General features: G+C 40.7%; 27 protein-coding genes and 1 pseudogene. 19 read left to right on the forward strand and 9 right to left on the reverse strand.

Going from position 1 to position 21,912, the window contains the following annotated elements; translation table 11 throughout:
• Positions 1–72 precede the first annotated feature (72 nt).
• Positions 73–1,491, reverse strand: coding sequence for a site-specific integrase (locus AC5JMF_RS18045; RefSeq protein WP_495797099.1), 1,419 nt, complete (start codon positions 1,489–1,491; stop codon positions 73–75).
• Positions 1,492–2,021: 530 nt separating this feature from the next.
• Between AC5JMF_RS18045 and nifK the strand changes: the two genes are divergently transcribed.
• The 12 genes from nifK to AC5JMF_RS18105 all read left to right on the forward strand — a co-directional run bounded on the left by nifK (position 2,022) and on the right by AC5JMF_RS18105 (position 10,996).
• Positions 2,022–3,557 carry a nitrogenase molybdenum-iron protein subunit beta gene (gene nifK, locus AC5JMF_RS18050; RefSeq protein ID WP_495797100.1) on the forward strand — a complete coding sequence of 512 codons (1,536 nt, stop codon included), beginning with the start codon at positions 2,022–2,024 and terminating at the stop codon, positions 3,555–3,557.
• Positions 3,558–3,713: 156 nt separating this feature from the next.
• A complete protein-coding gene (locus AC5JMF_RS18055; protein WP_495797101.1) occupies positions 3,714–4,046 on the forward strand; it encodes a Mo-dependent nitrogenase C-terminal domain-containing protein in 333 nt (110 codons plus the stop codon).
• A 151-nt stretch (positions 4,047–4,197) separates the two neighbouring features.
• The gene (gene nifE / locus AC5JMF_RS18060; RefSeq protein ID WP_495797102.1) at positions 4,198–5,637 is read left to right on the forward strand and encodes a nitrogenase iron-molybdenum cofactor biosynthesis protein NifE; all 1,440 of its coding nucleotides are present in this window, start codon (positions 4,198–4,200) and stop codon (positions 5,635–5,637) included.
• Positions 5,637–6,980 (forward strand): nitrogenase iron-molybdenum cofactor biosynthesis protein NifN, encoded by a 1,344-nt coding sequence (gene nifN / locus AC5JMF_RS18065; protein ID WP_495797103.1) that lies wholly within the window; start codon positions 5,637–5,639, stop codon positions 6,978–6,980. The genes nifE and nifN overlap by 1 nt, the downstream gene beginning before the upstream one ends.
• Before the next feature lie 149 nt (positions 6,981–7,129).
• The gene (gene nifX / locus AC5JMF_RS18070; RefSeq protein ID WP_495797104.1) at positions 7,130–7,543 is read left to right on the forward strand and encodes a nitrogen fixation protein NifX; all 414 of its coding nucleotides are present in this window, start codon (positions 7,130–7,132) and stop codon (positions 7,541–7,543) included.
• A complete protein-coding gene (locus tag AC5JMF_RS18075) occupies positions 7,540–8,016 on the forward strand; it encodes a NifX-associated nitrogen fixation protein (RefSeq protein ID WP_495797105.1) in 477 nt (158 codons plus the stop codon). Before nifX ends, AC5JMF_RS18075 begins: the two co-directional genes overlap by 4 nt.
• 253 nt (positions 8,017–8,269) lie before the next feature.
• Positions 8,270–8,488, forward strand: coding sequence for a CCE_0567 family metalloprotein (locus tag AC5JMF_RS18080; RefSeq protein WP_495797106.1), 219 nt, complete (start codon positions 8,270–8,272; stop codon positions 8,486–8,488).
• Positions 8,485–8,802, forward strand: a complete 318-nt coding sequence (nifW, locus tag AC5JMF_RS18085) for a nitrogenase-stabilizing/protective protein NifW (protein WP_495797107.1) — start codon at positions 8,485–8,487, stop codon at positions 8,800–8,802. Before AC5JMF_RS18080 ends, nifW begins: the two co-directional genes overlap by 4 nt.
• 10 nt (positions 8,803–8,812) lie before the next feature.
• On the forward strand, positions 8,813–9,613 hold the full coding sequence (locus AC5JMF_RS18090) for a HesA/MoeB/ThiF family protein (protein ID WP_495797108.1): 801 nt from the start codon (positions 8,813–8,815) through the stop codon (positions 9,611–9,613).
• A gap of 113 nt (positions 9,614–9,726) precedes the next feature.
• On the forward strand, positions 9,727–10,098 hold the full coding sequence (locus AC5JMF_RS18095) for a HesB/IscA family protein (RefSeq protein WP_495797125.1): 372 nt from the start codon (positions 9,727–9,729) through the stop codon (positions 10,096–10,098).
• 227 nt (positions 10,099–10,325) lie between these two features.
• Positions 10,326–10,625: a 2Fe-2S iron-sulfur cluster-binding protein gene (locus tag AC5JMF_RS18100; RefSeq protein WP_495797109.1), complete on the forward strand. Its 300-nt coding sequence runs from the start codon at positions 10,326–10,328 to the stop codon at positions 10,623–10,625.
• A gap of 119 nt (positions 10,626–10,744) precedes the next feature.
• Positions 10,745–10,996, forward strand: coding sequence for a FeoA family protein (locus tag AC5JMF_RS18105; RefSeq protein WP_495797110.1), 252 nt, complete (start codon positions 10,745–10,747; stop codon positions 10,994–10,996).
• Positions 10,997–11,140: 144 nt separating this feature from the next.
• On the opposite strand, the gene AC5JMF_RS18110 is transcribed toward AC5JMF_RS18105, so the two are convergent.
• Positions 11,141–11,350 (reverse strand): TOBE domain-containing protein, encoded by a 210-nt coding sequence (locus AC5JMF_RS18110; protein WP_495797111.1) that lies wholly within the window; start codon positions 11,348–11,350, stop codon positions 11,141–11,143.
• 711 nt (positions 11,351–12,061) lie between these two features.
• On the opposite strand from AC5JMF_RS18110, the gene AC5JMF_RS18115 reads away from it, so the two are divergent.
• The 3 genes from AC5JMF_RS18115 to AC5JMF_RS18125 are packed head-to-tail and all read left to right on the forward strand — an operon-like array spanning position 12,062 to position 14,195.
• Positions 12,062–12,526, forward strand: a complete 465-nt coding sequence (locus AC5JMF_RS18115) for an ankyrin repeat domain-containing protein (protein ID WP_495797112.1) — start codon at positions 12,062–12,064, stop codon at positions 12,524–12,526.
• Entirely contained in the window at positions 12,513–13,799 is a 1,287-nt protein-coding gene (locus AC5JMF_RS18120; RefSeq protein WP_495797113.1) for a nitroreductase family protein, read from the forward strand. The genes AC5JMF_RS18115 and AC5JMF_RS18120 overlap by 14 nt, the downstream gene beginning before the upstream one ends.
• Positions 13,800–13,817: 18 nt before the next feature.
• Positions 13,818–14,195: a hypothetical protein gene (locus AC5JMF_RS18125; protein WP_495797114.1), complete on the forward strand. Its 378-nt coding sequence runs from the start codon at positions 13,818–13,820 to the stop codon at positions 14,193–14,195.
• A 175-nt stretch (positions 14,196–14,370) separates the two neighbouring features.
• Here the strand turns inward: AC5JMF_RS18125 and AC5JMF_RS18130 are convergent, their stop codons facing one another.
• The 4 genes from AC5JMF_RS18130 to AC5JMF_RS18145 all read right to left on the reverse strand — a co-directional run bounded on the left by AC5JMF_RS18130 (position 14,371) and on the right by AC5JMF_RS18145 (position 16,687).
• The gene (locus tag AC5JMF_RS18130; RefSeq protein ID WP_495797115.1) at positions 14,371–14,844 is read right to left on the reverse strand and encodes a hydrogenase maturation protease; all 474 of its coding nucleotides are present in this window, start codon (positions 14,842–14,844) and stop codon (positions 14,371–14,373) included.
• A 125-nt stretch (positions 14,845–14,969) separates the two neighbouring features.
• Complete coding sequence (locus AC5JMF_RS18135) at positions 14,970–15,767, reverse strand: DUF3598 family protein (protein WP_495797116.1); 798 nt, start codon at positions 15,765–15,767, stop codon at positions 14,970–14,972.
• Positions 15,768–15,891: 124 nt separating this feature from the next.
• Positions 15,892–16,020, reverse strand: coding sequence for a hypothetical protein (locus AC5JMF_RS18140; RefSeq protein WP_495797117.1), 129 nt, complete (start codon positions 16,018–16,020; stop codon positions 15,892–15,894).
• Between the two features lie 244 nt (positions 16,021–16,264).
• Positions 16,265–16,687 (reverse strand): hypothetical protein, encoded by a 423-nt coding sequence (locus tag AC5JMF_RS18145; protein WP_495797118.1) that lies wholly within the window; start codon positions 16,685–16,687, stop codon positions 16,265–16,267.
• 315 nt (positions 16,688–17,002) lie between these two features.
• Here AC5JMF_RS18145 and AC5JMF_RS18150 point away from each other — a divergent pair, with 315 nt between their 5' ends.
• The gene (locus AC5JMF_RS18150) at positions 17,003–17,176 is read left to right on the forward strand and encodes a hypothetical protein (RefSeq protein ID WP_495797119.1); all 174 of its coding nucleotides are present in this window, start codon (positions 17,003–17,005) and stop codon (positions 17,174–17,176) included.
• Positions 17,177–17,359: 183 nt separating this feature from the next.
• Positions 17,360–17,620, forward strand: a complete 261-nt coding sequence (locus AC5JMF_RS18155) for a DUF2281 domain-containing protein (protein ID WP_495797120.1) — start codon at positions 17,360–17,362, stop codon at positions 17,618–17,620.
• Positions 17,621–17,692: 72 nt separating this feature from the next.
• Here the strand turns inward: AC5JMF_RS18155 and AC5JMF_RS18160 are convergent, their stop codons facing one another.
• From AC5JMF_RS18160 to AC5JMF_RS18170, 3 genes and pseudogenes are all read right to left on the reverse strand, one after another.
• Positions 17,693–19,288 (reverse strand): nickel-dependent hydrogenase large subunit, encoded by a 1,596-nt coding sequence (locus tag AC5JMF_RS18160; RefSeq protein WP_495797121.1) that lies wholly within the window; start codon positions 19,286–19,288, stop codon positions 17,693–17,695.
• 50 nt (positions 19,289–19,338) lie between these two features.
• Positions 19,339–20,301 carry an NADH-quinone oxidoreductase subunit B family protein gene (locus AC5JMF_RS18165; RefSeq protein WP_495797122.1) on the reverse strand — a complete coding sequence of 321 codons (963 nt, stop codon included), beginning with the start codon at positions 20,299–20,301 and terminating at the stop codon, positions 19,339–19,341.
• A gap of 607 nt (positions 20,302–20,908) precedes the next feature.
• Positions 20,909–21,136 (reverse strand): annotated as a pseudogene (locus tag AC5JMF_RS18170) (FAD-dependent oxidoreductase); the annotation flags it as partial.
• A 54-nt stretch (positions 21,137–21,190) separates the two neighbouring features.
• Between AC5JMF_RS18170 and AC5JMF_RS18175 the strand changes: the two are divergent.
• Complete coding sequence (locus AC5JMF_RS18175; RefSeq protein ID WP_495797123.1) at positions 21,191–21,409, forward strand: hypothetical protein; 219 nt, start codon at positions 21,191–21,193, stop codon at positions 21,407–21,409.
• The gene (locus AC5JMF_RS18180; RefSeq protein ID WP_495797124.1) at positions 21,406–21,675 is read left to right on the forward strand and encodes a type II toxin-antitoxin system RelE family toxin; all 270 of its coding nucleotides are present in this window, start codon (positions 21,406–21,408) and stop codon (positions 21,673–21,675) included. The genes AC5JMF_RS18175 and AC5JMF_RS18180 overlap by 4 nt, the downstream gene beginning before the upstream one ends.
• Positions 21,676–21,912: the final 237 nt, after the last annotated feature.

Below are 21,912 nucleotides of genomic sequence, written 5' to 3' on the forward strand. Positions count from 1 at the left end.
ACGGACTTTTGCTATTAGGCAGAGACTTGAGTCTCTGACGGTTCAAGTATTTTTACAAGAAGTCTAATATATTTAGCTTTGTTTATAAACTAACTCCATTTTTAACTTTTCAATCTCCAGTTTTAATTTTTCATTCTCCATCTTCAACCTAGCATTATCCTCTCTAATGACCTCAATCTCATCCCTTTTACTCAACGCCTGATTCATTGCTAATTTCCGCATATCAAGTGAGAACCAACGCTGATAAGTTTGCGTGTGAACTTGCACGCTATGACCTAAGTTATCTGCTGCTGCTTTGATTGGTATACCTAAAATATGCGCTCGAATTGCCCAAGCGTGGCGTAAATCATAAGGCTTAAAATCTAACCCGATTTTACGAAACCACCAACTAACTCGTTGTGTTAATGCTGTGATTTCTGCATGATTAGTATTATCTTTTTTACTAATCGCTGTTGCCAACATATCTAAATATTTAGGATTTTTTAAATCAAACTCCTCAATCCATTGCTTATGTAAGGGTAATGCTTGTCTTTCCCCTGTCTTACAATCTTTATGCACCCTCCAAGTTATGTCTATATTATCTGAACTTAACCACCAATCAATATCAGGGTGAATAAAAATTTCCCTGGGACGTAAACCAAAAACTGCTAACATTCCATATGTCCAGCGCCAAAGTTGCCAGCTATCTTTAACCTCTTGATTTACTTGATTGCCTCTGGTATTTAAATATTCTGCAAATTTGCTAATCCCTGTGATGATTTCTGCATCGGTTGGGATGTTGCGGGAATTGCGATCGGGCATTTTAGAATATTTAGATAAATCTATTTCGATGTTGAATGTTGAGCAAAATGCAGATATGGCTCTAGCTGCATTATATCTCGCCCATTCTTTATCTATTTGTTCAAGTGAACTGATGAAGTTATCTTTAATTGCTAAATCTTTGGGATTAGTATATCGCTGGGTACGGGAAAAATAATAAAAAAAAGTATGTTCGCTTTTTGTTGTCCGCTTATGAGTTTTAAAATACTCATCTTCAAATTTATCAAGTAGTTCTCCTATAGTTTTGAAATCTTTTTTACTTGCTTCATTGCCTAAATATTTATCATTCCATTCAAAAGTTTTACGAGCGATTAACTTGCCTAATTCATAAGCTTCTTCCTCAGCTGTCTTTAATCCATCCAAGTTAGCGGGAATATTCAAGCTGAGATTGTATTGCTTTCTGCCAGTTCCGTTTTTGTCCTGATCTCCCAGTTTAATTGGTAACGTAGCACGTAACTGCAAACTGCCATTCGATTCTCGAATTGTTACCTTTGTCTTTGCAGACTTCAAACGCAGGTTTACTTTTTCTAATTCCAGTAGTACTTTCGTTCTCATATGCTCTCTTTGCTGCTGTGCTTGCAGACTTGAACCTATAAAACTGCCATCGGTAGATGAAACTGGTTCTAAATCTGCAAAGGCTTGCTGATACTTGTCTTTACCCTGGTTATGCATCGCTGTGTTTTTAGCCTAGATTTAGCCTAAAAATAAATGTGTTATCAATGAACAATGTTTAGAATTAACATTGCTTACTGCAAACATTAGGCTGTTTTAGATAATTAAACCATCAAAAGGATTACTCCGGCCCTTATCACGGTTATGACGGCTTTGCCATCTTTGCTCGTGATATGGATTTAGCTCTCAACAGTCCCACTTGGGGATTAATTGGCGCTCCTTGGAGCAAGAAAGCAGAAGCTAAGGCTAAAGCTGCCGTATAAGGAAATGGGAGAAATCAGCCTGGGGTTTTAAATCCCCAGGAGGGAGTTGGGAATTCAAAATTCAATTTGTGCTTCTAGCGCACCTTTGGTGCGACTCAAAATTCAAAATTCAAATTAGTTTTGTATTTTGCATTCTGAGTTTTGAACACATTCCCACTCCCTATACTTCGACTTCTTTCGACTTCGCTCAAGGCAAGCCGCTTAGTACAAGCTCCCACTCCCCATTGATTAATTAGTAACGATTTCAGTAAGCTTGGAGATCCAGAAATGCCTCAGAATCCCGACAAAATTCAAGACCACGTAGAGCTATTCCACCAGCCAGAGTACCAACAACTATTTCAAAATAAGAAACAGTTTGAAAACGGTCACGACCCCGAAGAAGTAAAACGGGTTGCAGAATGGACAAAGGGTTGGGAGTATCGTGAAAAGAACTTTGCTCGTGAAGCTTTGACCGTTAACCCTGCTAAAGGTTGCCAACCTTTGGGCGCAATGTTTGCTGCTGTGGGTTTTGAAGGTACTTTACCCTTCGTGCAAGGTTCTCAAGGTTGCGTGGCTTACTTCCGCACCCACTTAACCCGTCACTACAAAGAACCTTTCTCTGGTGTATCTTCTTCCATGACTGAAGATGCAGCGGTGTTTGGTGGATTGCAAAACATGATTGATGGCTTGGCAAACTCTTACCAACTTTACAAGCCCAAGATGATTGCTGTCTGCACCACCTGTATGGCAGAGGTTATCGGGGATGACTTACAAGCTTTTATTGGTACTTCCAAAAAATCAGGTTCAGTTCCTGAAGATTTCCCTGTACCTTTTGCTCACACTCCCAGTTTCGTCGGTTCCCACATCACTGGCTACGATAACATGATGAAGGGAATTTTGACTACCTTAACCGCAGGTAAGAAGAAAGAAACCAGCAATGGCAAAATCAATTTTATTTCCGGTTTTGATACCTACGTTGGTAATCTCCGCGAAGTAAAACGGATTGCTTCTTTGTTTGGCATCGACTACACCATTCTCTCAGATAACAGCGACTATTTGGATGCACCTAACACAGGTGAATTTGATATGTACCCAGGTGGTACTAAGTTAGAAGATGCAGCAGATGCAATTAATGCTAAAGCTACAGTTGTTATGCAAGCTCACTCTACTCCCAAAACTCGTGATTACATCGCTAAAGAATGGAAGCAAGACGTTGTAGTTTCTCGTCCTTGGGGTATTAAGGCTACTGATGAGTTTTTGATGAAACTCAGCGAATTGAGTGGTAAGCCCATTCCCGAAGAACTAGAAATCGAACGCGGTCGCGCAGTTGATGCTATGACTGACTCTCATGCATGGGTTCATGGCAAGCGCTTCGCTATCTACGGCGACCCAGATTTAGTTTACAGCGTAGTTGGTTTCATGTTGGAATTGGGTGCTGAACCTGTACATATTCTGGTTCACAACTCCAATGAAGAGTTCCAGAAAGAATTGCAAGCATTGCTAGATTCTAGCCCCTTCGGCAAGGAAGCCAAAATCTGGGGTGGTAAGGACTTGTGGCATATGCGTTCATTGCTGTTCACTGAACCCGTAGACTTGTTAATCGGTAATTCCTACGGTAAGTACCTGTGGCGCGATTGTAAGGTTCCCCTCGTGAGAATTGGCTATCCAATTATGGATCGTCACCACCTACACCGCTACAGCACTATCGGTTATCAAGGTGTGATTAACCTCCTCAACTGGGTTGTTAACACTATCTTCGAGGACATCGATCATAACACTAACATTCCTTCTAAGACTGATATTTCTTACGATTTGATTCGTTAGAAATTGTCTTCTCTGGCGGAGTGCCAAAGGGTAAGGAAGGGGGAATAGGGAATAGGGAATAAGGAATAGGGAATTAAATTCTTCCCAGTACCCATTACCCAGTACCCAATTCCCTACTTACCTTTTTCTTCCTAGCATTTACCTGAGGTATTTATTATGGAATCTATCAATCATCACACTCATCATCATCATGAGCATTACCATCCACGTAAGTATAAGAAATTAGGCTTTTTAGATATCCTCAATCCTTTGCGTCGGTTGGTGGATGGAATTCAAGTTAAACATAATCGCTTCGCTCATATTATTTGTCAAGTAATTCCTTGCTGTTGCCCTTTTGAGCGAAATATTAATTTGTTTGGGCGGTCTTTCCATATTCCAGCATTGTGTAAACTCAATCCTTTGTATGACGAGTTTGTGGGTTTGCGTTTTCGGGCTTTGTCTTACCTTGCTGATGAATGTGGGGAGGATGTTACAAAATATATTTGTTAGTCATTGGTAATTAATTATTCCAAGAACAATTAATACCAATTCTCCAAAATAAGGCTACAGATGTAAACCTGCTAATTTACATTTAATCTGACGCCTCTTAATTACGAATTACGAATTCGTATAACACCTGCCATCCAATAAGAGAAGAGAGATGAAAATTACCCAAGGCAAAATTAATGAGTTGCTCAATGAGCCGGGATGCGAACATAATCAGCATAAAAATACAGGAAAGAAAAATAAGTCTTGTACGCAACAAGCCCAACCTGGAGCTGCTCAAGGGGGCTGTGCTTTTGATGGGGCAATGATTGCTCTTGTGCCAATTGCAGATGCTGCTCATTTAGTCCACGGCCCGATCGCCTGTGCTGGTAATTCTTGGGGTAGTCGTGGTAGTCTCTCTTCTGGGCCTCAGCTTTATAAGACGGGTTTCACTACTGATTTGACTGAAAATGATGTAATTTTTGGTGGTGAAAAGAAGCTCTATAAGGCGATTCTAGAAGTTCATGAGCGTTATCAGCCGGCGGCGATTTTTGTCTACGCTACCTGTGTCACAGCTTTGATTGGCGATGATATGGAAGCTGTTTGTAAGGCAGCTGCTGAAAAAATCGGGACTCCGGTGATTCCAGTAATTGCACCAGGGTTTATTGGTAGCAAAAATTTGGGTAACCGTTTTGGCGGGGAAGCTTTACTAGAATATGTAGTTGGCACTGCGGAACCGGAATTCACTACACCCTATGATATTAACTTAATCGGTGAGTACAATATCGCTGGGGAAATGTGGGGAGTAACGCCGCTGTTGGAAAAATTGGGTATTCGGGTTTTATCCAAAATTACTGGTGATGCTCGTTACAATGAAATTCGCTACGCTCACCGCGCTAAGTTGAATGTGATGATCTGCTCGCGGGCGCTGCTAAATATGGCTAGAAAGATGGAGGAGCGTTACAGCATTCCTTATATTGAAGAGTCTTTCTATGGCATTGATGATATGAACCGCTGTTTGCGGAGGATTGCAGCGAAGTTGGGCAACCCTGATTTGCAAGAGCGTACAGAAAAGCTGATTGCAGAGGAAACTACGGCTTTAGATTTGGCGCTAGCTCCCTATCGCGCCCGTCTCAAAGGTAAGCGTGTTGTGCTTTATACTGGTGGGGTTAAGAGTTGGTCGATTATCTCGGCGGCTAAGGATTTGGGTATTGAGGTTGTTGCTACCAGTACTAGAAAAAGTACGGAAGAGGATAAAGCCAAAATCAAGAACTTACTGGGCAACGATGGCATCATGCTAGAGAAGGGCAATGCTAAAGAACTACTGCAATTGGTGAGAGATACTAACGCAGATATGCTGATTGCCGGTGGTCGTAACCAATACACTGCTCTCAAAGCGCGGATTCCTTTCCTTGATATTAACCAAGAACGCCATCATCCCTATGCAGGTTATGTGGGAATGGTTGAAATGGCAAGAGAATTGTATGAAGCCCTCTATAGCCCGATTTGGCAACAGATACGTAAGCCAGCGCCTTGGGAAGAGGACACAGTGACGCAGGAACGCCAAGACTTGGAGAGTTCTTTGTTTGCGTCTGTGATTGAGGAGGTGATTTAATGGCGATCGTTACTGTTCCTGATAAGTCGGTTACGGTTAATCCTCTCAAACAGAGTCAAGCTTTGGGTGCATCTTTGGCTTTTTTGGGATTAAAGGGAACAATGCCTTTATTCCACGGTTCTCAAGGTTGTACTGCTTTCGCCAAAGTTGTCTTGGTGCGGCATTTTCGAGAGGCGATTCCTCTAGCAACAACGGCGATGACGGAAGTCACTACCATCTTGGGTGGTGAAGAGAATGTAGAACAGGCAATTCTCACTTTGGTGGAAAAGGCTAAACCAGAAATTATTGGTTTATGTACCACAGGACTAACGGAAACTAGAGGCGATGATATTGAGCTTTTTCTCAAGGATATCCGCGATCGCCATCCAGAATTAGATGAGTTGGCGATCATTTTTGCTCCAACTCCCGATTTTAAAGGTGCATTGCAAGATGGTTTTGCTGTTGCTGTAGAAAGCATAGTTACTGAAATTCCGCAACTGGGAACAACCAAAACAGAACAGGTCACAATTTTAGCTGGTTCTGCCTTTACACCAGGGGATGTGCAGGAAATCAAAGAGATTGTCACCGCTTTTGGACTTGTACCCATCTTCGTACCCGATCTGGGCGCTTCATTAGACGGTCACTTAGAAGATGACTATAGTGCTGTAACCCTCAGCGGTACAACCTTGGCACAACTGCGAGAAGTTGGGCGTTCTGCCTTTACTATTGCTTTAGGCGAAAGTATGCGGGGTGCAGCCAAAATTCTAGAAGAACGGTTTGGCATTCCCTACGAGGTGTTTGGCGAATTGACTGGGTTAGAACCAGTGGATGAGTTTCTCCAAGCATTGGCTATTATCAGCAGCAACAGCGTCCCAGAAAAATACCGCCACCAGCGTCGCCAGTTGCAAGATGCGATGCTGGATACGCACTTTTACTTTAGTGCCAAACGAGTATCTTTAGCATTGGAACCAGACCTATTGTGGTCAACGGTGCATTTTTTACAATCAATGGGGGCGCAAATTCACGCAGCAGTGACGACAACGCGATCGCCTCTTTTAGAAAAACTCCCAGTCAAAAGCGTCACCATCGGCGATTTGGAAGACTTTGAGAATTTAGCAACTGGGTCTGATTTGCTCATAGGCAATTCTAACGTGAACGCGATCGCCAAACGTCTGTTGATTCCTCTTTATCGTTTAGGTATTCCCATTTATGACCGCTTAGGTAATGGTCAATTTACCAAAGTCGGCTATCGCGGCACAATGGAACTTTTATTTGGCATCGGCAACCTCTTTTTAGAAGCAGAAGAAGAGAGAGTTAAACATTTATGGGGAGTAGGGAGTGGGGAGTGGGGAGTGGGGAGATGACGCGGAGAGAGGGAGACACGGTGACGCGGAGAAACTTTCATTTACATTCCCCGCGTCACCGCGTCCCCGCGTCCCCGCGTCCCTCCGTCACCGCGTCCCCGCGTCCCCGCGTCCTTTTGATTCCCCAGTCCCCAACGCAGGAGAACAAAATGAAAATTGCCTTCACGACAAGTGACCGAGTTCATATTAATGCTCACTTCGGTGCAGCTCAGGAAATTGATGTTTATGAAATCTCAAATGAAGGATATCAATTTCTAGAGACTCTATCATTTTCTGGCGACCTTAAAGAAGACGGTAACGAAAGTAAACTCGCACCAAAACTTGCAGCTTTAGAAGACTGCACAATTGTGTATGTTGTAGCAATTGGTGGAAGTGCTGCGGCTCGTTTAATCAAAAAAGGTGTAACTCCAATTAAGGCGCGATCGGAAGAAGAAGAAATTAATGAGGTGTTAACTAAATTAGTGCAAACCCTCAAAGGTAATCCTCCGCCTTGGTTACGTAAAGCCTTGCAACAAAAAACTACAAGTTTTGCCGATGAAGTTGAAGACCAAGCAACCGTATGACTACAAATAACAGTGTGAACGGAACCGCTACAACCGATGTCTTAAGCTCACCTTTTCTCAAGACATTAGTATTGCAAATCCGGGGTCAAGATACTTACGGAGTTTATCGTAGTTGGTCAGATGAATTGATTCTGAAACCATTTGTTGTCACCAAACAAAAGAAACGTGAAATTTCTATTGAAGGTGAAATTGATCCGATTACTCAAGCCCGAATTATGGTATTTTTCAGAGCTGTAGCTGCTGGAATTGAAAAAGAAACAGGTCTGATATCCCAAGTTGTAATTGACTTAAGTCATGAGGGATTTGGTTGGGCACTAGTATTTTCTGGTCGTCTTTTGTTAGCAGTAAAAACTTTACGTGATGCTCATCGCTTTGGCTTTGACTCTCTAGAAAAATTAGCCGAAGAGGGCGATAAGTTTGTACAAAAAGGTATTGATTTAGCAAAGCGCTTTCCGGAAGTTGGCAAGCTTTAACTAGTTCCGTGGGTTTAAGTCCCCCGGTTATAGAACCGACAAGTTTTGTGTTGGGGTTAAATCCCATTACAAAACTTAATTACGAATTACGTTAGCGTAAAGCCTACGGCATAGCTTCGCTTAGAGCGACACAGGAGCGTCGCGTCATTACGAATTACGTTAGCGAAGCGGTAGCGAGTCCTCGATAGCGAAGCGTTAGCGACGCAGGAGCGTCGCGTCATTACGAATTACGAATTATTTAAGAGAGGAGCTAATGGTGCAAGCAGAAAAAACAAGCATTGAAGAACTTACAAGTCAAATCAAACGCCTTAACAGCAAAGCAGGTCAAATGAAAATGGATCTGCATGATTTAGCAGAGGGGCTACCAACAGATTATCAACAACTTATGGATGTTGCAGCTGCAACTTATGAAATCTATCGACAATTAGATGAACTTAAGCAACAGCTGAAAAAATTGGAGAGTGCTAAATGACAAGTAATATTGATGAATTTAAGCGGCTTGCAGATGCAGAGGAATACTTTCTGTTTTTTAATCTGCCCTATGATCAAAAGTTTGTAAATGTCAATCGTTTACATATATTGAAAAAGTTTTCTCAATATATTAGGGAAATTGATCATAATTCTCCTAATTTGAGTGAAGAAGAAAGGCTACATGAATATTCTTTAGCTTTGCAAAAAGCTTATGAGGTATTTCTTGAATCTACACCCCAAGAACAAAAGTTGTTCAAAGTGTTTAACGAGAAGCCAAAGAATGTAGTCAGGCTGACAGAAATTAATTCTGATTAGGAGTTAAAAAGTGGTAGATCTAACGCCTACAGAGTTAGAACGCTATAGTCGCCAAATGATGCTCCCCAACTTTGGCGAAGCAGCACAGAAGCGCTTGAAGTCAGCGACAGTTTTGGTGACTGGTGTAGGGGGATTGGGTGGTACAGCGGCGCTTTACCTGGCAGTAGCAGGCGTTGGGCGACTCATTCTAGTTCGGGGTGGCGACTTGCGGCTAGATGATATGAATCGTCAAGTTTTGATGACGGATGATTGGGTAGGTAACCCAAGGGTATTCAAGGCTAAGGAAACTTTAGCGGCTATCAATCCTGATATCGAGATAGAAGCAGTTCACGAATACATCACCCCGGAAAATGTAGATTCGTTGGTGCAATCGGCTGATATGGCGCTTGATTGTGCCCACAATTTTACTGAACGCAATTTGTTAAATGAAGCTTGTGTGCGCTGGCGTAAGCCGATGGTAGAAGCTGCGATGGATGGGATGGAGGCTTACCTGACAACGATTATTCCTGGTGTGACGCCTTGTTTGTCTTGTATTTTTCCTGAAAAGCCTGACTGGGATCGGCGTGGCTTTTCAGTTTTAGGCGCTGTTTCTGGAACCTTGGCTTGTTTGACGGCGATGGAGGCTATCAAGCTAATTACTGGGTTTAGTCAACCTCTATTGTCGCAATTACTGACGATTGATTTGAATCGAATGGAATTTGCTAAACGCCGTTGTCATCGTGATCGCTCTTGTCCAGTATGCGGCAACAGCGCACCTTGGAGATATGCACAATCTAAATCGATGGAACCGACTAGTAATTTAAGTCATTGAAAATAAGGACTGGGTACTGGGGACTGGCTACTGGGAAAGAGATATTTCTACTAGTCAAAAGTTTTTGACCATTGACTGTTGACTACGGACAAATGACAACTAAAGGAGATTTAATGACTGTTACTTTATCAGAAAAAGCAGAGTTTCATCTGTGGGCATTTTTGCGCGGTTCTGCTGCCGATGAAAATGGTGCAACTAAAGGTGTTCGCATCTCTGTAAAAGACGGTGGTTGCAGTGGCTACGAATATGCGATCGATATTACTAGCAAGCCGCAACCAGATGATTTAGTTATCCAGCAAGGTAAGGTGTTAGTCTACGTTGATGCTAAAAGCGCACCATTACTTAATGGGATTGTGGTTGATTTTGTTGAAGGGGTAATGGAGAGTGGCTTTAAGTTCATTAACCCTAATGCAACTGATACCTGCGGCTGTGGAAAGTCTTTTAAAACAGGCGATTGTACACCTAATGGTGTACCTTGTAGCTAACATTATCAGTTCTCAGTTACTGGTGCTGAGCTTAGTCGAAGTAGTCCACCAATTGGCGTTAGGTGTTGGTGTGTTTTTGCTAACTGTATTCGTTTGTTTGTTTTGAATTATAGCGAAGCGATCGCTACACATCCTAGATAGTTTCTTGAAGAGTAGAGTAGGATACGGAAACTATCAGGCTTGGGGAACTAAACATAAGTTATGTAACGTTTGAGGAGAACTGGAAAATGGCTACCTATCAAGTTAGATTAATCAACAAAAAAGAAGACCTCGATACCACAATTGAAGTAGACGAAGAAAGCACTATCCTAGAAGCAGCAGGAGAAAATGGTATTGATTTACCTTTTTCTTGTCATTCAGGTTCTTGTTCTAGCTGTGTTGGCAAAGTGGTTGAAGGTGAAGTTGATCAATCTGATCAAATCTTTTTAGATGACGAGCAAACGTCTAAAGGATTTGCTTTGCTTTGTGTTACCTATCCCCGTTCTAATTGCACGATTAAGACACATCAAGAGCCATATCTCGTCTAGATTATTGCTTTGGTTACTGCTCTAAGTAACTAAGTAAAGGATGAAGGATAAAGGATGAAGAATAAAAACTTACTTCATGCTTTCCCTTCATACTTCATTTTTTATACCCTTTATCTGCAATGTTTATTCCATTTAGTGTAACTGGCTGCTCATTAGAATTATTAAGAACGGGAGAGCGAGGAATAATCAGTTTTTGCCAGCATCAAGATGCAACTATAATTAAAAAACTTATATCAATGAGGTTAACACCAGGAACAATAATTACTTTAGAACAACGTTTTCCTGATTTAATTATTAAAATTGCAGATACATTATCAATAATAACTCAAGATACTGCTCGCAATATTTACATCCGAATAATTGATAGTTGACAATATTCTATATTAATAAAATCAAATACCTTCACCCCGTCTTTTGCAAGACTAGTAGGTGAAGGTAATACATCATAACTTCGGCAAAAACTTTTTCAAATTTTCTATTTATTTATGGCTGAGCTTCAAGCATTTGTGGACTTTTCAGTCAATGGCGACTATTACATCTGTTGATTTAATCACGGCATAAGCTTTTTTACCCTCTACAAGTTGTAGGCTTTCAGCTGAAGATTTAGTGATTATTGACACAAGCTCTACTCCTGGCGCTAGCTCTAAAGTTACTTCTGTATTAACAGTTCCAGGTACAACTTTTTTGATAACTCCTTTGAGAGAATTACGAGCGCTGATTTTCATCTTTTATTTACCTGTTGGATTATTTATATTCATTAGTAAAATAGCAAGTTATGAAACCAAAAATGAAATTCTTTCAGATTTCTTAAGAAATATCTTAGCTGTCACTTAGTTAATTATAATACTCAAGAGAGAAATAAAATCTCAAACTATTTTGAGATCTAAAAAATGTTATTTAAGATGAATATAGCAGTAGATTCAGTGTAAATACTCAACTGTAGCTGAGGTTTTTAAGTATAAAAAATAAGGGTAAGAATTAATTAATGATAAAATTCCTGCTGTTGCTAAGTAGAAATGTGAATTTGTATCACGCAGAGTCGCAGAGAGTAGGAGTTAAGAAGAAGCTTTTCACATATCTAAATAATTAACTCTTATCTAATAAAAGCAAATAAAACTGTAAAAAATACTGCGTTTTTAATGTTTTTCAAGATTTTGTCTGAGAAATGTCTAGGGATCTTTATAAATGATTCATAATTTAAACTTATGAGAGTGATAATATTATGAGTAAGCTAAATTGTTGTTAGTCAACCTAGATTTCAACGAAAGGCGATTACATGATGATATTAGACATTCCTAGCTGAATCCTGATCTAGCCTAGCAATAGGTAGTAAGTAAGATGTCTTCAAATCAATAAAGTGCTGACTACAAATTATTTGGAAAGAATGGTGAGCAATGCTCACCATTCTATTTTCCCATTGAATATAACTGAGAATTATGAATCAAGAAATCAGAAAAGAGTTGAGTGAAGCAACAAATCAATGGCTAAAAGCTAAAGGCTACAATTGTGAAGATTTAAATCAGCCGGGTGAAAATGGCGATACGGCTTTGATGAAAGCGACAAGGGAAGGGGTTTATTTAGTTGTTAAAGAATTAATTGATGCAGGTGCAGATATTAATTTGAGAAATTGCGATCGCAACAATGCTTTGTGGTTTGCTTGTTTTGGCAATCACTACGATTTAATTAATCTGCTGCTTGCTCATCACATCGATATCAACAATCAAAATGATAATGGTGCAACTGTTTTGATGTATGCAGCATCAGCAGGAAAAACAGAAGTTGTGAAGTTGCTTTTACAGCATCATCCTAATCTAGATTTGCAAAATTTAGATGACTATAAAGCTATAGATTTTGCCAGTAACTTAGAAGTTTTAAAGATTCTCAAAAATGCTACAAAGTAAAATTTCCGGCAAAGCTTACCACGATGCAACTAAGCATTCCTACTTATCGGTGCAGCTTGATCCAAATTATGTAGATGCATCGACTCAACCAGCTGCATTTAAAGCTTATCCAAAGTTTTATCGCCGGGTGAAATTAGATGTCAATAATCCTATTCACTCTTTTATCTGGTTAACTAGTGCGATTACTCTAGAAAAAATGTATAAAAATGGTTCTGAAAAACTGCGAGTAAATCCTTCAGCAGGCGCTCTCTATCCCACAGAACTTTATGTACAGGTTCGTGGTATTCAAGGAATAGTAGATGGTATCTACCATCTAGAAGTTGAGAATAATTGTCTAACTCTGATCTATGAATTAATTGATGATGGATTAGAAAGTTATATTATACCGGGGAAAAGTATCAAGGGATGCATTTTTTTAATTAGTTGTGTTTATTATAGGTCTAGCTGGAAATATCAAGACAGAAGCATTAGATATTGCCTGTTAGATAGCGGACACCATTTAGGCGCAATCGCTGCATCGGCGTATCTTCACGACACAGCAATACAGTTAATTTTTGACTTTGATAAATTCGCTCTGAATAGAGATTTGGGATTTGAAAATAAAGAGTTAACTACTGCTTGTGTGATTTCAGGCGAAGCACAAGAAAAACAAATCAGACGCTTAAGGCTGAAAGTTCCTTTTGTCTGTGGTACAGATTATTTTGAAGCTAATCAATTTATTGAAGAAGCTTATCAAATTACATCTGTGCAAAAGAGTCATCAGCAAAAAATAGAGCAGCCAATATTTAATTTTGATAAAGATAAATTTTATCAAACTGTTTGGAATAGGCGCTCCAGTAGACGTTTCCGGAAACAATATATTTCTTGGGAAGATTATTTATATATCTTGCAGCAATTGGAGCAACCAATCCCAACAGATAGTTTTGAGGAGATAGAAATCTACTCAATTGTGCATCGCATCGAGGGGATATCACCTGGCTTATATAAAAGTACACATCTGGTTAAAGCTGGTGATTTTAGCGAAAAGATAGGTTACTTATGCGTTAATCAAGCAATTGCTAGAGATGGCGCTGTTGCGTTATTTTTTGTGTCCAACTATACAAGTTATCAAACTGCTATGCAATTAGCTGGTTTTTTGGGACATAGGGTTTATTTGGGTAGCAATTACTTGGGTATTCAGTGTAGCGCTATTGGCGCTTTTTATGATGATGAAACCCAAAGATTCTTAGAGACAACAAAAGATGTTCTCTATGCAACGACGATTGGAATCTAAAGTAGGATTGTAAAGAAAATGGCTAGAAATAAATATCGTTTCAACAGTGAAGACTCGCATCATTTACAGCCAACATCGGCAGATATTATCTTACGACAACAATTAGAGTATTCTATTAGTAGATATTTTTACGAAGCTTGCGATCGCTCCATTCAAAATCTTTTATCTGATTGTCGGTGGTATGTGACAACTCACGCCAGTGCTTTAACATTAGTAATCGAATGTCCTGATCAAGTTACTAACTGGCGTGTCTTACAAAAAATCGTACCCATGGGGACATTACTCAACGCCATCATTAGCAGCGCTAAAATCCGCGTTTACCCCCCAGAAAGTCAAGGTATACCCTTTGAGATGAGGGTAGATGAACTCTCGGTTTATCGTGATTGGGCGGGGTGAGAAATCCGGGGGTTCGACTTCTCCTGTCGGAGGCGCTGCGCATAGCTTGCTTAAGCGTAGGAGTACGCGGTGGTTGAATCTCGACTTCGCTCGATTACCGCGTAGCCGAAACTCACCAATCGGGGGATGGGAAAGTCTAAATCAAATCTCTAATCTTTAAGTAAAAAATAGTATATTAAACTTCAACACTCTGTTTGATTATAGTGGTTATCTCTTCAAAAACCAAATCAGCAGAATGTTTAATATTTGAACTTAATTCTAATCCTAAATCAAGATTTGCTGCTTCAATTAAATAAACTGTTACTTCTTGAGGAAAATCATCTTGAAAGATTTTTCGTCCGGCAACTAAAGCGTTATCCCAACGAAAATTATGCAAATTATAACTAGGTTCTGGTAAAGCTTCCAATTCTTTGCCGGGAACTTTAAATACTGCACCCGCTTGGGAACCAGTTGCACTGGCATCAATAATTATTAACTGTTTGCTACCTCTAGCTTGAAACATCACCTCCATCCCTGCGGTTCCACAGTCATACACGCACACGTTGGGATAAGGATTTTGGCTTAGATATTGTTGTAAGCGTTGGGCAATAATTACACCTACACCGTCGTCACTACGATTAAGATTACCGCAACCAATAATAGTTAGCATGGCATGTATGTTAAAGCGAAGATTCACGCATGTAATTGGTATGAAAAGCTCGGCTATACACCTAATATATGAATATTGGTATAGAATCAGCAGCACATAAAGATAAATTATTTTCAGTTCTCTGCTTACGCTTCATCGGTGAATATTTCTAAAGTAAATTTTGTAAATCCAGATGTGCTAAAATGACGGATACCTCGTTGCAATAAAGTAGGATTAACTAGCCATTCTGCCGCTAAAAAAAACTCTTTTCCACTTTCTACATATCGTGGAATACTAATGGATATACCATCGTTTAAGTGTAAAGTTATATAATTTTCATCTAAGCTATCTAACTTTGTCCATGAAGTTGTTACCGTAGATGATATCGTCCAATCAGGTGTCATGCTGGTAATTGTTCCTTGCCAATTACTTATCTGACTTGCTGGAGCATAAGCAGATTCTTCAACATAGCTCCCTAAATGTTCTGAAATGATTAAAATATCTACTGTGCCGTTTTCGTTGTACCTGGCAACTGCACTCCTACGTCTTTGTGCATATTTAAAACCAGTCTCGAAAAAAAACATGGAGTCAGGTTTAACTTCTATAGAACCCCAAGAAAAACTATTATTAAAATGAAGTGATTTGATAAAAGGCTTTTTATGAGGGCCAAAGGTTTCTACTTTTGTTGTGCCATCAGCATAAGTATATTTATTCTGATGATTTACTTCACATCCATTAGAGTCTAGATGGAAGCATCTTATGCATTGAAACTTGCGATTTAACTCTCCTTCGGAACTATATGCAGTCCAAGTTCCATGCCAGTCTCCGAGATGATGGCAAAAATTATCCCAATTTTGGATTTGAGCTTCTGTTGCGTTTTCGATTAAACTGTCCTGATTCATCAGATGTTTTTCAATAACTGTAAAATCGAACGAGTTGATCATTCTAGGATAATGTTGACATGATATTGTCTAACTCGTTGAATTGTTACAATATATTTTATTACACAACAATTATTTCATTATTTGTTGTAGTTTGGGTTAGTTTTATTATGTAATATCAGATTGATTACTGTAATATTTGTAATCTCCATTTGTAGAGCGATCGCACTAACAGTTTATTTAAATCTGGCGCAGTGCTAACTTGCTTAAGAACATCTAACATTAAATAATTCGTAATTTGTAATTCGTAATTCATAATTAAGTTTTGTAATGGGGATTTAGCGCAAAATCAGAGCGGAGGTTTCCTCCGCTCTGACGGCAGTTGTTCATGGGGGAAACCACGCCACTTGCGCGGCTGCCGGGAAACCCGAAGGGCGCAGTGGCTCCCCAAGATCACACTGCCTCAACTTTGTAAGACAGACCCCAACACTTACAGGTTATAGAACCGGGGGACTTAAACCCACGGAACTAGTTAAAGATGGGATATTTTTTTATATCTACTACAACTCTACACCATATTTTTTAGCAATTTGAGTAAGTTGCTCACATTGCTGTTGTGATGCTTGAGTCAATATCGCTTCTGCTTGTTCTGGATTGTTACCTTCTTTAGGTATTAAATATTTGACATATAAAGAAACAAAATCCACTACAGTTGCCAAGCTTGGTAAAGCGTGTTTATCGGCTTCCTTCCCAGCGATCGCAGCTACTAAACCTGCTTTAATAGGGTCAGGTTTAACTTTCATGAACTGGTCAACTAATTTGGGAATATAGTCAACTGGTGGTAAATTATTTAACTTACTTTTATCGGGAGTAAAGTTCAATCCGGCGGTTTTTGCTTGTTCGACAACACACCATTCTGTAAATTCTTGTAGTGCTGCTTCGGGAAGGCGAGGGAGATATTTGTGTAGTGCTATATCAGACACAAGCTTACCTTATAAATTTGAGTTTTGTTGAGTCAATTAAGGCAAGCCTAACTCACTATTTATAGAATTTTTAGTGTGTTATGCTACGACTTTTATATGACTATAGACTGTTTAAATCTTTGTGGGTTCATAGAGGTCTAGTGCAGGCATCTGTTTTTCTACCTTCTTTGGGTCTATTTCAGGCACTTGCATCAAGTTGATCCAACCACAGTCTTTCTATTGTAAAACTGAGAAGACAAGTAAGTTATAGCGATCGCCTCTGTAGTTTGATAATGTACATATACAGAAAATTTACATCTAATAACTAGTCAAACGATGGAAACTAAGAAATATGTTTATTGGCAAGATGATGAAATGTGGCTTGGATATTTGGAAGAATACCCTGACTACTGGACTCAAGCAGAGACCGAAGAAGAACTGAAAGAAAATTTGATTGACATCTATAAAGAATTGACTAGCGGGGTAATTCCTAAGCTAAAAAACATCTAAATTACATAATCAAATTAAATAAAACTCTTGTGGGGTGGGCATCTTGCCCGCCCTAATTATGCAAGTTATATGTGGAACAGCTTAATGTCCTATCTGACTGCCCAGAAATTACACCAGAACTGTTTGCTAAGGCAGTGGTTCATTCATAATTATAGTTACATAAATATCGAAGAGGTTATGCTTATGACTATTCGTGAAACTACTATTGCCAAATTGCAAGAGCTACCAGAGCCGCTTTTGCAGGAAGTCAACGACTTTATCGACTTTGTAGTACACAAACATGAATCTCAAACTGCCAATGATAAGATCCAAAGTGATGTCGCCTTAGCTTGGACACAATGGTTTGAGTCTGTTGATCGCATTGCAGCAACTCCAACTAAGCTAACTAGCAAATCTCAACAACTTCTGCTTAACAAATATCGGCAACAAGGTCTAGAGCTATGATCCTGTGTGATGTAGGAGTTTTACTTTAGACTTCTTGCAAAAATACTTCAAGTTTAGTGTAGGTGTTCGAGGCTAAGCAGTCCGAAAACGCGCTAGTTCTTCACCAGTTTTGGCATCGTGGGCATGGACTGTACACACTAAACAAGAATCAAACGATCGCGCCACATGACCAACTTCTACAGGGTCACTAGAATCATATATAGGTGTCCCAATTAAAGCCTCTTCAATGGGGCCACGCATACCTTCACCATCACGAGGGCCGATGTTCCAAGTTCCAGGCGCAATCACTTGGTAATTCTTAATCTTACCGCCTTCTACTTCTACCCAGTGACACAAAGAACCCCGTGCCGCTTCCGTTGCTCCCCAACCTTTACCATCTTTTTCTTGAGGTTTAATATACCAAGGGTCGTTTAATCGAAATTCTCTTAAACAATGTTCGGCTTGCCGATATAGCTTGACAATTTCGTGAACTCGTGCTAATTGGCGGACATGAATGTTAGCACCACCGAAGTGTTTGAAGACATCCAGGATAAACCCGTCGTAGTGCTGCCAAGACTCGCCGTGCTTACCACCTGCGACTAATTGACGCGCTAGGGGGCCTGCTTCTAAGCGTCCAAAGTCTTTGTGGAGGACTGCACTCGCCCAAGAGTAGGCGTTGTCAAAATCTTTGGTATTATTTGGTGTGGGTTTGGTGGTGCGATCGCTAGGATGAATATTCGCTGTACCCTCATCGTACCAAGAATGAGTTGTATTCTCACGGGTAAAGGATTGATCCATCAAGGTGTGAGTATCGGTGAAGCTGTCATACACACCACTTTTCATGATCATAGCGGCGTTTCGTCCTTCAATAGTCGGCTTTTGATATTTGTCCTCATGAGCTAAATATCCCCAAGTGACATATTTACCAACACCACGACCATATCTATCTAAGCCAATATCCAAACCCATGCGCCAATAAAAACCTAAATCAGAGTCGCGGTGATTGCGGTCTTCATCTAACCAATCTCTAAAATCATCGTATGTTTGGATTTGTTCGTAACGTTCTAAAGAACAACCCAACCATACTGGTTCTAACCAATTGGTACGAAAATATTCGAGAATTGCCCAAGCGCGGGTGATGTCTGTTAAGGTGGGGGCGCACATCACACCACCAGGCACCATATAACTAGAGTGAGGCCATTGACCGCCTAAAAGAGCATAAATTTCTACAGGCTTGGCTGAAATTGTCACACCTAATTCGTAAGATTTGCCAGTGAAGGCGGCAAAACGTCTACAAGCTTCGTCATAATGGCGGCTATTGCGGTATTTTTTATTAGTCAAATCAATCGCAAATAAACCATAAAAGTAGCGGGGTATACTTTGGATGGTTTCAACAATTTGACCCAAGTTTCTCGCTAAAATTGCGTTGCGTGGAACCTCTGTACCCCAGGCGGTATCTAGCGCCCAGGATGCACAAGTTAAGTGAGAACCACCGCAAATTCCACAAATACGAGGTGTGACTATTAATCCGGCTTGGGGGTCTTTGCCACGGAGAATTACTTCAAATCCGCGAAAAAGTTCCGCATGTGTCCAGGCATTAACTACCAGTCCATCCTCAATATCAACGCGGACATCTAAATCGCCTTCAACTCTACCAACGGGCGATATATCTAATGTTTGAATTGTCATACTAATTCGTAGTTCGTAGTTCGTAATTCGTAATCCCCAGTCCCCAATCCCTATACTGTAAAAAAGTCTTCTTCTGCCCAAGCTGGTGCAGCGTCTTTGGCGACCATTGTCAGTAGTGCGTAGTCTTTCTTTTTCACCCCTGGCGGTAGTTCTTTAGGAACTCCCATGACTGTTTGAGTTTTAAATACGGTTCCCGGTTTGAGGTCAAAGAAAGGAAATTCCGGTTCGGTACAACCTAAGCATGGCATCCCGGCACGGGTTTTGGAGGAAACGCGGTTCCATAAGATGCGGTTGCAAGAAGAATGAGTCATGGGGCCGCGACAACCTAAGTCGTAGAATAAGCAGCCTTTGCGTTGACCAAATTCGGCGGTTGAAGCTTTGTAGGCGAAGTGGACGTTACGGGTACAACCTGTTTGTGTATAGGTGTTAAAGAAGGTTTGCGGACGATGCAATTCGTCAAGGGCGATATCTGCTATGCGTCCAGTAGCGATCGCTACTAATATCTGCGTTATCCAGTCGGGATGGGCGGGACATCCAGGTATATTAATCACAGGTAGTCCAGCTTGTGAGACAAAATCTTTTCCTAAAAAGCCGCCCTCTTGACGCTTGAAAAATTGTAAGCCTTCCGATTCGCTGGGGTTGGGTGACATTGCGGGAATCCCCCCCCAAGTCGCACAGTCTCCCACTGCAACGATAAATTTAGCGGCTTTGGCGAGGTCAGATAACCAATCTTTCATGGGGCGATCGGCAAACCGATTCCATTCACCAGTACCGTTGGGGGCGTTGACTACACTGCCTTCAAATACCAAGATATCTAAGGGAATTGTGCCACGAATGCAATCCCGTAGGAGTGTTTGTAAGTTATCACCTAGTTCCAGTCCTAAGGATGGATGCCAAAGCACTTTGATGCCAAAGTCAGCAATTAAATCGCAGACTGTCGGTTCTTCGGCATTGAGAAATGACATGGTGTTGCCTGAACAAGCACCACCTTGTAGCCACAGTACATTAGTCATCAGTTATTAGTTATTTGTGCTGAGCAACTTGCCTTAAGCGAAGTCGAAAGGAGTCGAAGTATCAGTTAACAAATAAACGTCAAGGTTTAAAGCCTTACCCGCAAGTGGCGCGAAGAAATCCTTGTTTCACTAAGTAGGTTGAAACCCCGTCCCCTGTGGGCGGCTTAGTATTTCCTGTTAAGCGTTCCCTGTTAAGCGTTTCCTTTCATCAATATTTATCTCTTTAAGATAGAATATTTTTTGATTTAATTCGATTTTATTACAAAAGAATTAATCATTAAAAATAAATGACATTTGATCAAGATTACTTTAAAGAATTTTTTAGGTGCTGTTTGTCGCATATTTAACAAATAAGAAATTAGTAAAAGTAACATTGATTCCTATTGTTAAAAATCGCATTTACTGGTTTTGGATTGGTAAATAATTGCGCTTTTAATTTGCATAGTTCAAACCGCTAGAAAGACGCGGGGACACGGAGACGCAAAGATGTAATTTGAATGACGATCAGCTTACACATGCAGAGTACGACGAATTGCTTGAGCGGTTGTAGCGACAGCAGCCTAATACTAGGCTGTTGACGGCATAGGGGTTATCTGTGGTATGAAGTTGCGATCGCACCCGCTAATTCTACACCTGTAGGGCCACCACCGACGATTACAAAGGTCAACCAAGCACGGCGTAGTTCGGGATCGGTTTCTTTTTCTGCCGCTTCAAATGCCGAAAATATCCGGCGACGCATTTCTACCGCATCTTCAACTGTTTTCAAGCCAGGAGCCAATGGTCTCCAGTTATCCTTACCAAAATAGGAATGGTTAGCACCTGTGGCAATAACTATCGCAATTGGGTAAGCGATAATGGTTAGTACCTCTTTAGTAGGAGTACTTTTGCAATGACCGAATTACTAGAAAAAGCGATCGCCCAATTAAAGACTTTACCTGCTGACGAGCAAGATGTGATTGCAACGATGATCCTGGAAGAACTTGAAGATGAACGTCGCTGGGATGAGTCATTTGCACGTTCTCCAGATCTGTTAGCAAAGCTTGCCGCCGAGGCGATGGCTGAACATCGTGCAGGTAAGACGCAAGAGTTAGATCCAGAAACATTGTGAAATCTCGTACAACTACTCAATTTCGTAAAATGTTTGCCGATCTACCAGAGCAGATTCAGGAACAAACCCATAAGGCATATCGGCAATTCAAGCAAGATCCAAGTTATCCTAGCTTGCGATTTAAGAAAGTTCATGCTGAATTACCAATCTATTCTGCACGAATCAACAAAGACTATCGAGCAGTTGGTCAATTAGATGAAGACACTGTAATCTGGTTCTGGATTGGTTCTCATGCAGAATACGATATGCTGCTAGAGCAATTGTAGAAACGCAAGACAACAATTCAAATGCAGCGGACGATTGAAAGTCAGTGGTGCTGAGTTCGATGTTATCTGTCACCGCTGATTTGAGCCGTTATAGCAAAGCTGGTACAGAGTTTCGAGGTGCTGGCAAAATCATTAAATAATTCGTAATTCGTAATGACGCGACGCTCCTGCGTCGCTAACGCTGACGCTCGTACCTCGCTACCGCTTCGCTAACGCTATCGATGACTCGCTACCGCT

This window comes from Desmonostoc vinosum (assembly GCF_059505385.1).

Coding starts and splice junctions, on each gene's coding strand:
- AC5JMF_RS18045 (WP_495797099.1), bottom strand. CDS start 1,491: ATGCATAACCAGGGTAAAGACAAGTATCAGCAAGCCTTTGCAGATTTA.
- nifK (WP_495797100.1), top strand. CDS start 2,022: ATGCCTCAGAATCCCGACAAAATTCAAGACCACGTAGAGCTATTCCAC.
- AC5JMF_RS18055 (WP_495797101.1), top strand. CDS start 3,714: ATGGAATCTATCAATCATCACACTCATCATCATCATGAGCATTACCAT.
- nifE (WP_495797102.1), top strand. CDS start 4,198: ATGAAAATTACCCAAGGCAAAATTAATGAGTTGCTCAATGAGCCGGGA.
- nifN (WP_495797103.1), top strand. CDS start 5,637: ATGGCGATCGTTACTGTTCCTGATAAGTCGGTTACGGTTAATCCTCTC.
- nifX (WP_495797104.1), top strand. CDS start 7,130: ATGAAAATTGCCTTCACGACAAGTGACCGAGTTCATATTAATGCTCAC.
- AC5JMF_RS18075 (WP_495797105.1), top strand. CDS start 7,540: ATGACTACAAATAACAGTGTGAACGGAACCGCTACAACCGATGTCTTA.
- AC5JMF_RS18080 (WP_495797106.1), top strand. CDS start 8,270: ATGGTGCAAGCAGAAAAAACAAGCATTGAAGAACTTACAAGTCAAATC.
- nifW (WP_495797107.1), top strand. CDS start 8,485: ATGACAAGTAATATTGATGAATTTAAGCGGCTTGCAGATGCAGAGGAA.
- AC5JMF_RS18095 (WP_495797125.1), top strand. CDS start 9,727: ATGACTGTTACTTTATCAGAAAAAGCAGAGTTTCATCTGTGGGCATTT.
- AC5JMF_RS18100 (WP_495797109.1), top strand. CDS start 10,326: ATGGCTACCTATCAAGTTAGATTAATCAACAAAAAAGAAGACCTCGAT.
- AC5JMF_RS18105 (WP_495797110.1), top strand. CDS start 10,745: ATGTTTATTCCATTTAGTGTAACTGGCTGCTCATTAGAATTATTAAGA.
- AC5JMF_RS18110 (WP_495797111.1), bottom strand. CDS start 11,350: ATGAAAATCAGCGCTCGTAATTCTCTCAAAGGAGTTATCAAAAAAGTT.
- AC5JMF_RS18115 (WP_495797112.1), top strand. CDS start 12,062: ATGAATCAAGAAATCAGAAAAGAGTTGAGTGAAGCAACAAATCAATGG.
- AC5JMF_RS18120 (WP_495797113.1), top strand. CDS start 12,513: ATGCTACAAAGTAAAATTTCCGGCAAAGCTTACCACGATGCAACTAAG.
- AC5JMF_RS18125 (WP_495797114.1), top strand. CDS start 13,818: ATGGCTAGAAATAAATATCGTTTCAACAGTGAAGACTCGCATCATTTA.
- AC5JMF_RS18130 (WP_495797115.1), bottom strand. CDS start 14,844: ATGCTAACTATTATTGGTTGCGGTAATCTTAATCGTAGTGACGACGGT.
- AC5JMF_RS18135 (WP_495797116.1), bottom strand. CDS start 15,767: ATGATCAACTCGTTCGATTTTACAGTTATTGAAAAACATCTGATGAAT.
- AC5JMF_RS18140 (WP_495797117.1), bottom strand. CDS start 16,020: ATGAATTACGAATTACAAATTACGAATTATTTAATGTTAGATGTTCTT.
- AC5JMF_RS18150 (WP_495797119.1), top strand. CDS start 17,003: ATGGAAACTAAGAAATATGTTTATTGGCAAGATGATGAAATGTGGCTT.
- AC5JMF_RS18155 (WP_495797120.1), top strand. CDS start 17,360: ATGACTATTCGTGAAACTACTATTGCCAAATTGCAAGAGCTACCAGAG.
- AC5JMF_RS18160 (WP_495797121.1), bottom strand. CDS start 19,288: ATGACAATTCAAACATTAGATATATCGCCCGTTGGTAGAGTTGAAGGC.
- AC5JMF_RS18165 (WP_495797122.1), bottom strand. CDS start 20,301: ATGACTAATGTACTGTGGCTACAAGGTGGTGCTTGTTCAGGCAACACC.
- AC5JMF_RS18175 (WP_495797123.1), top strand. CDS start 21,191: ATGACCGAATTACTAGAAAAAGCGATCGCCCAATTAAAGACTTTACCT.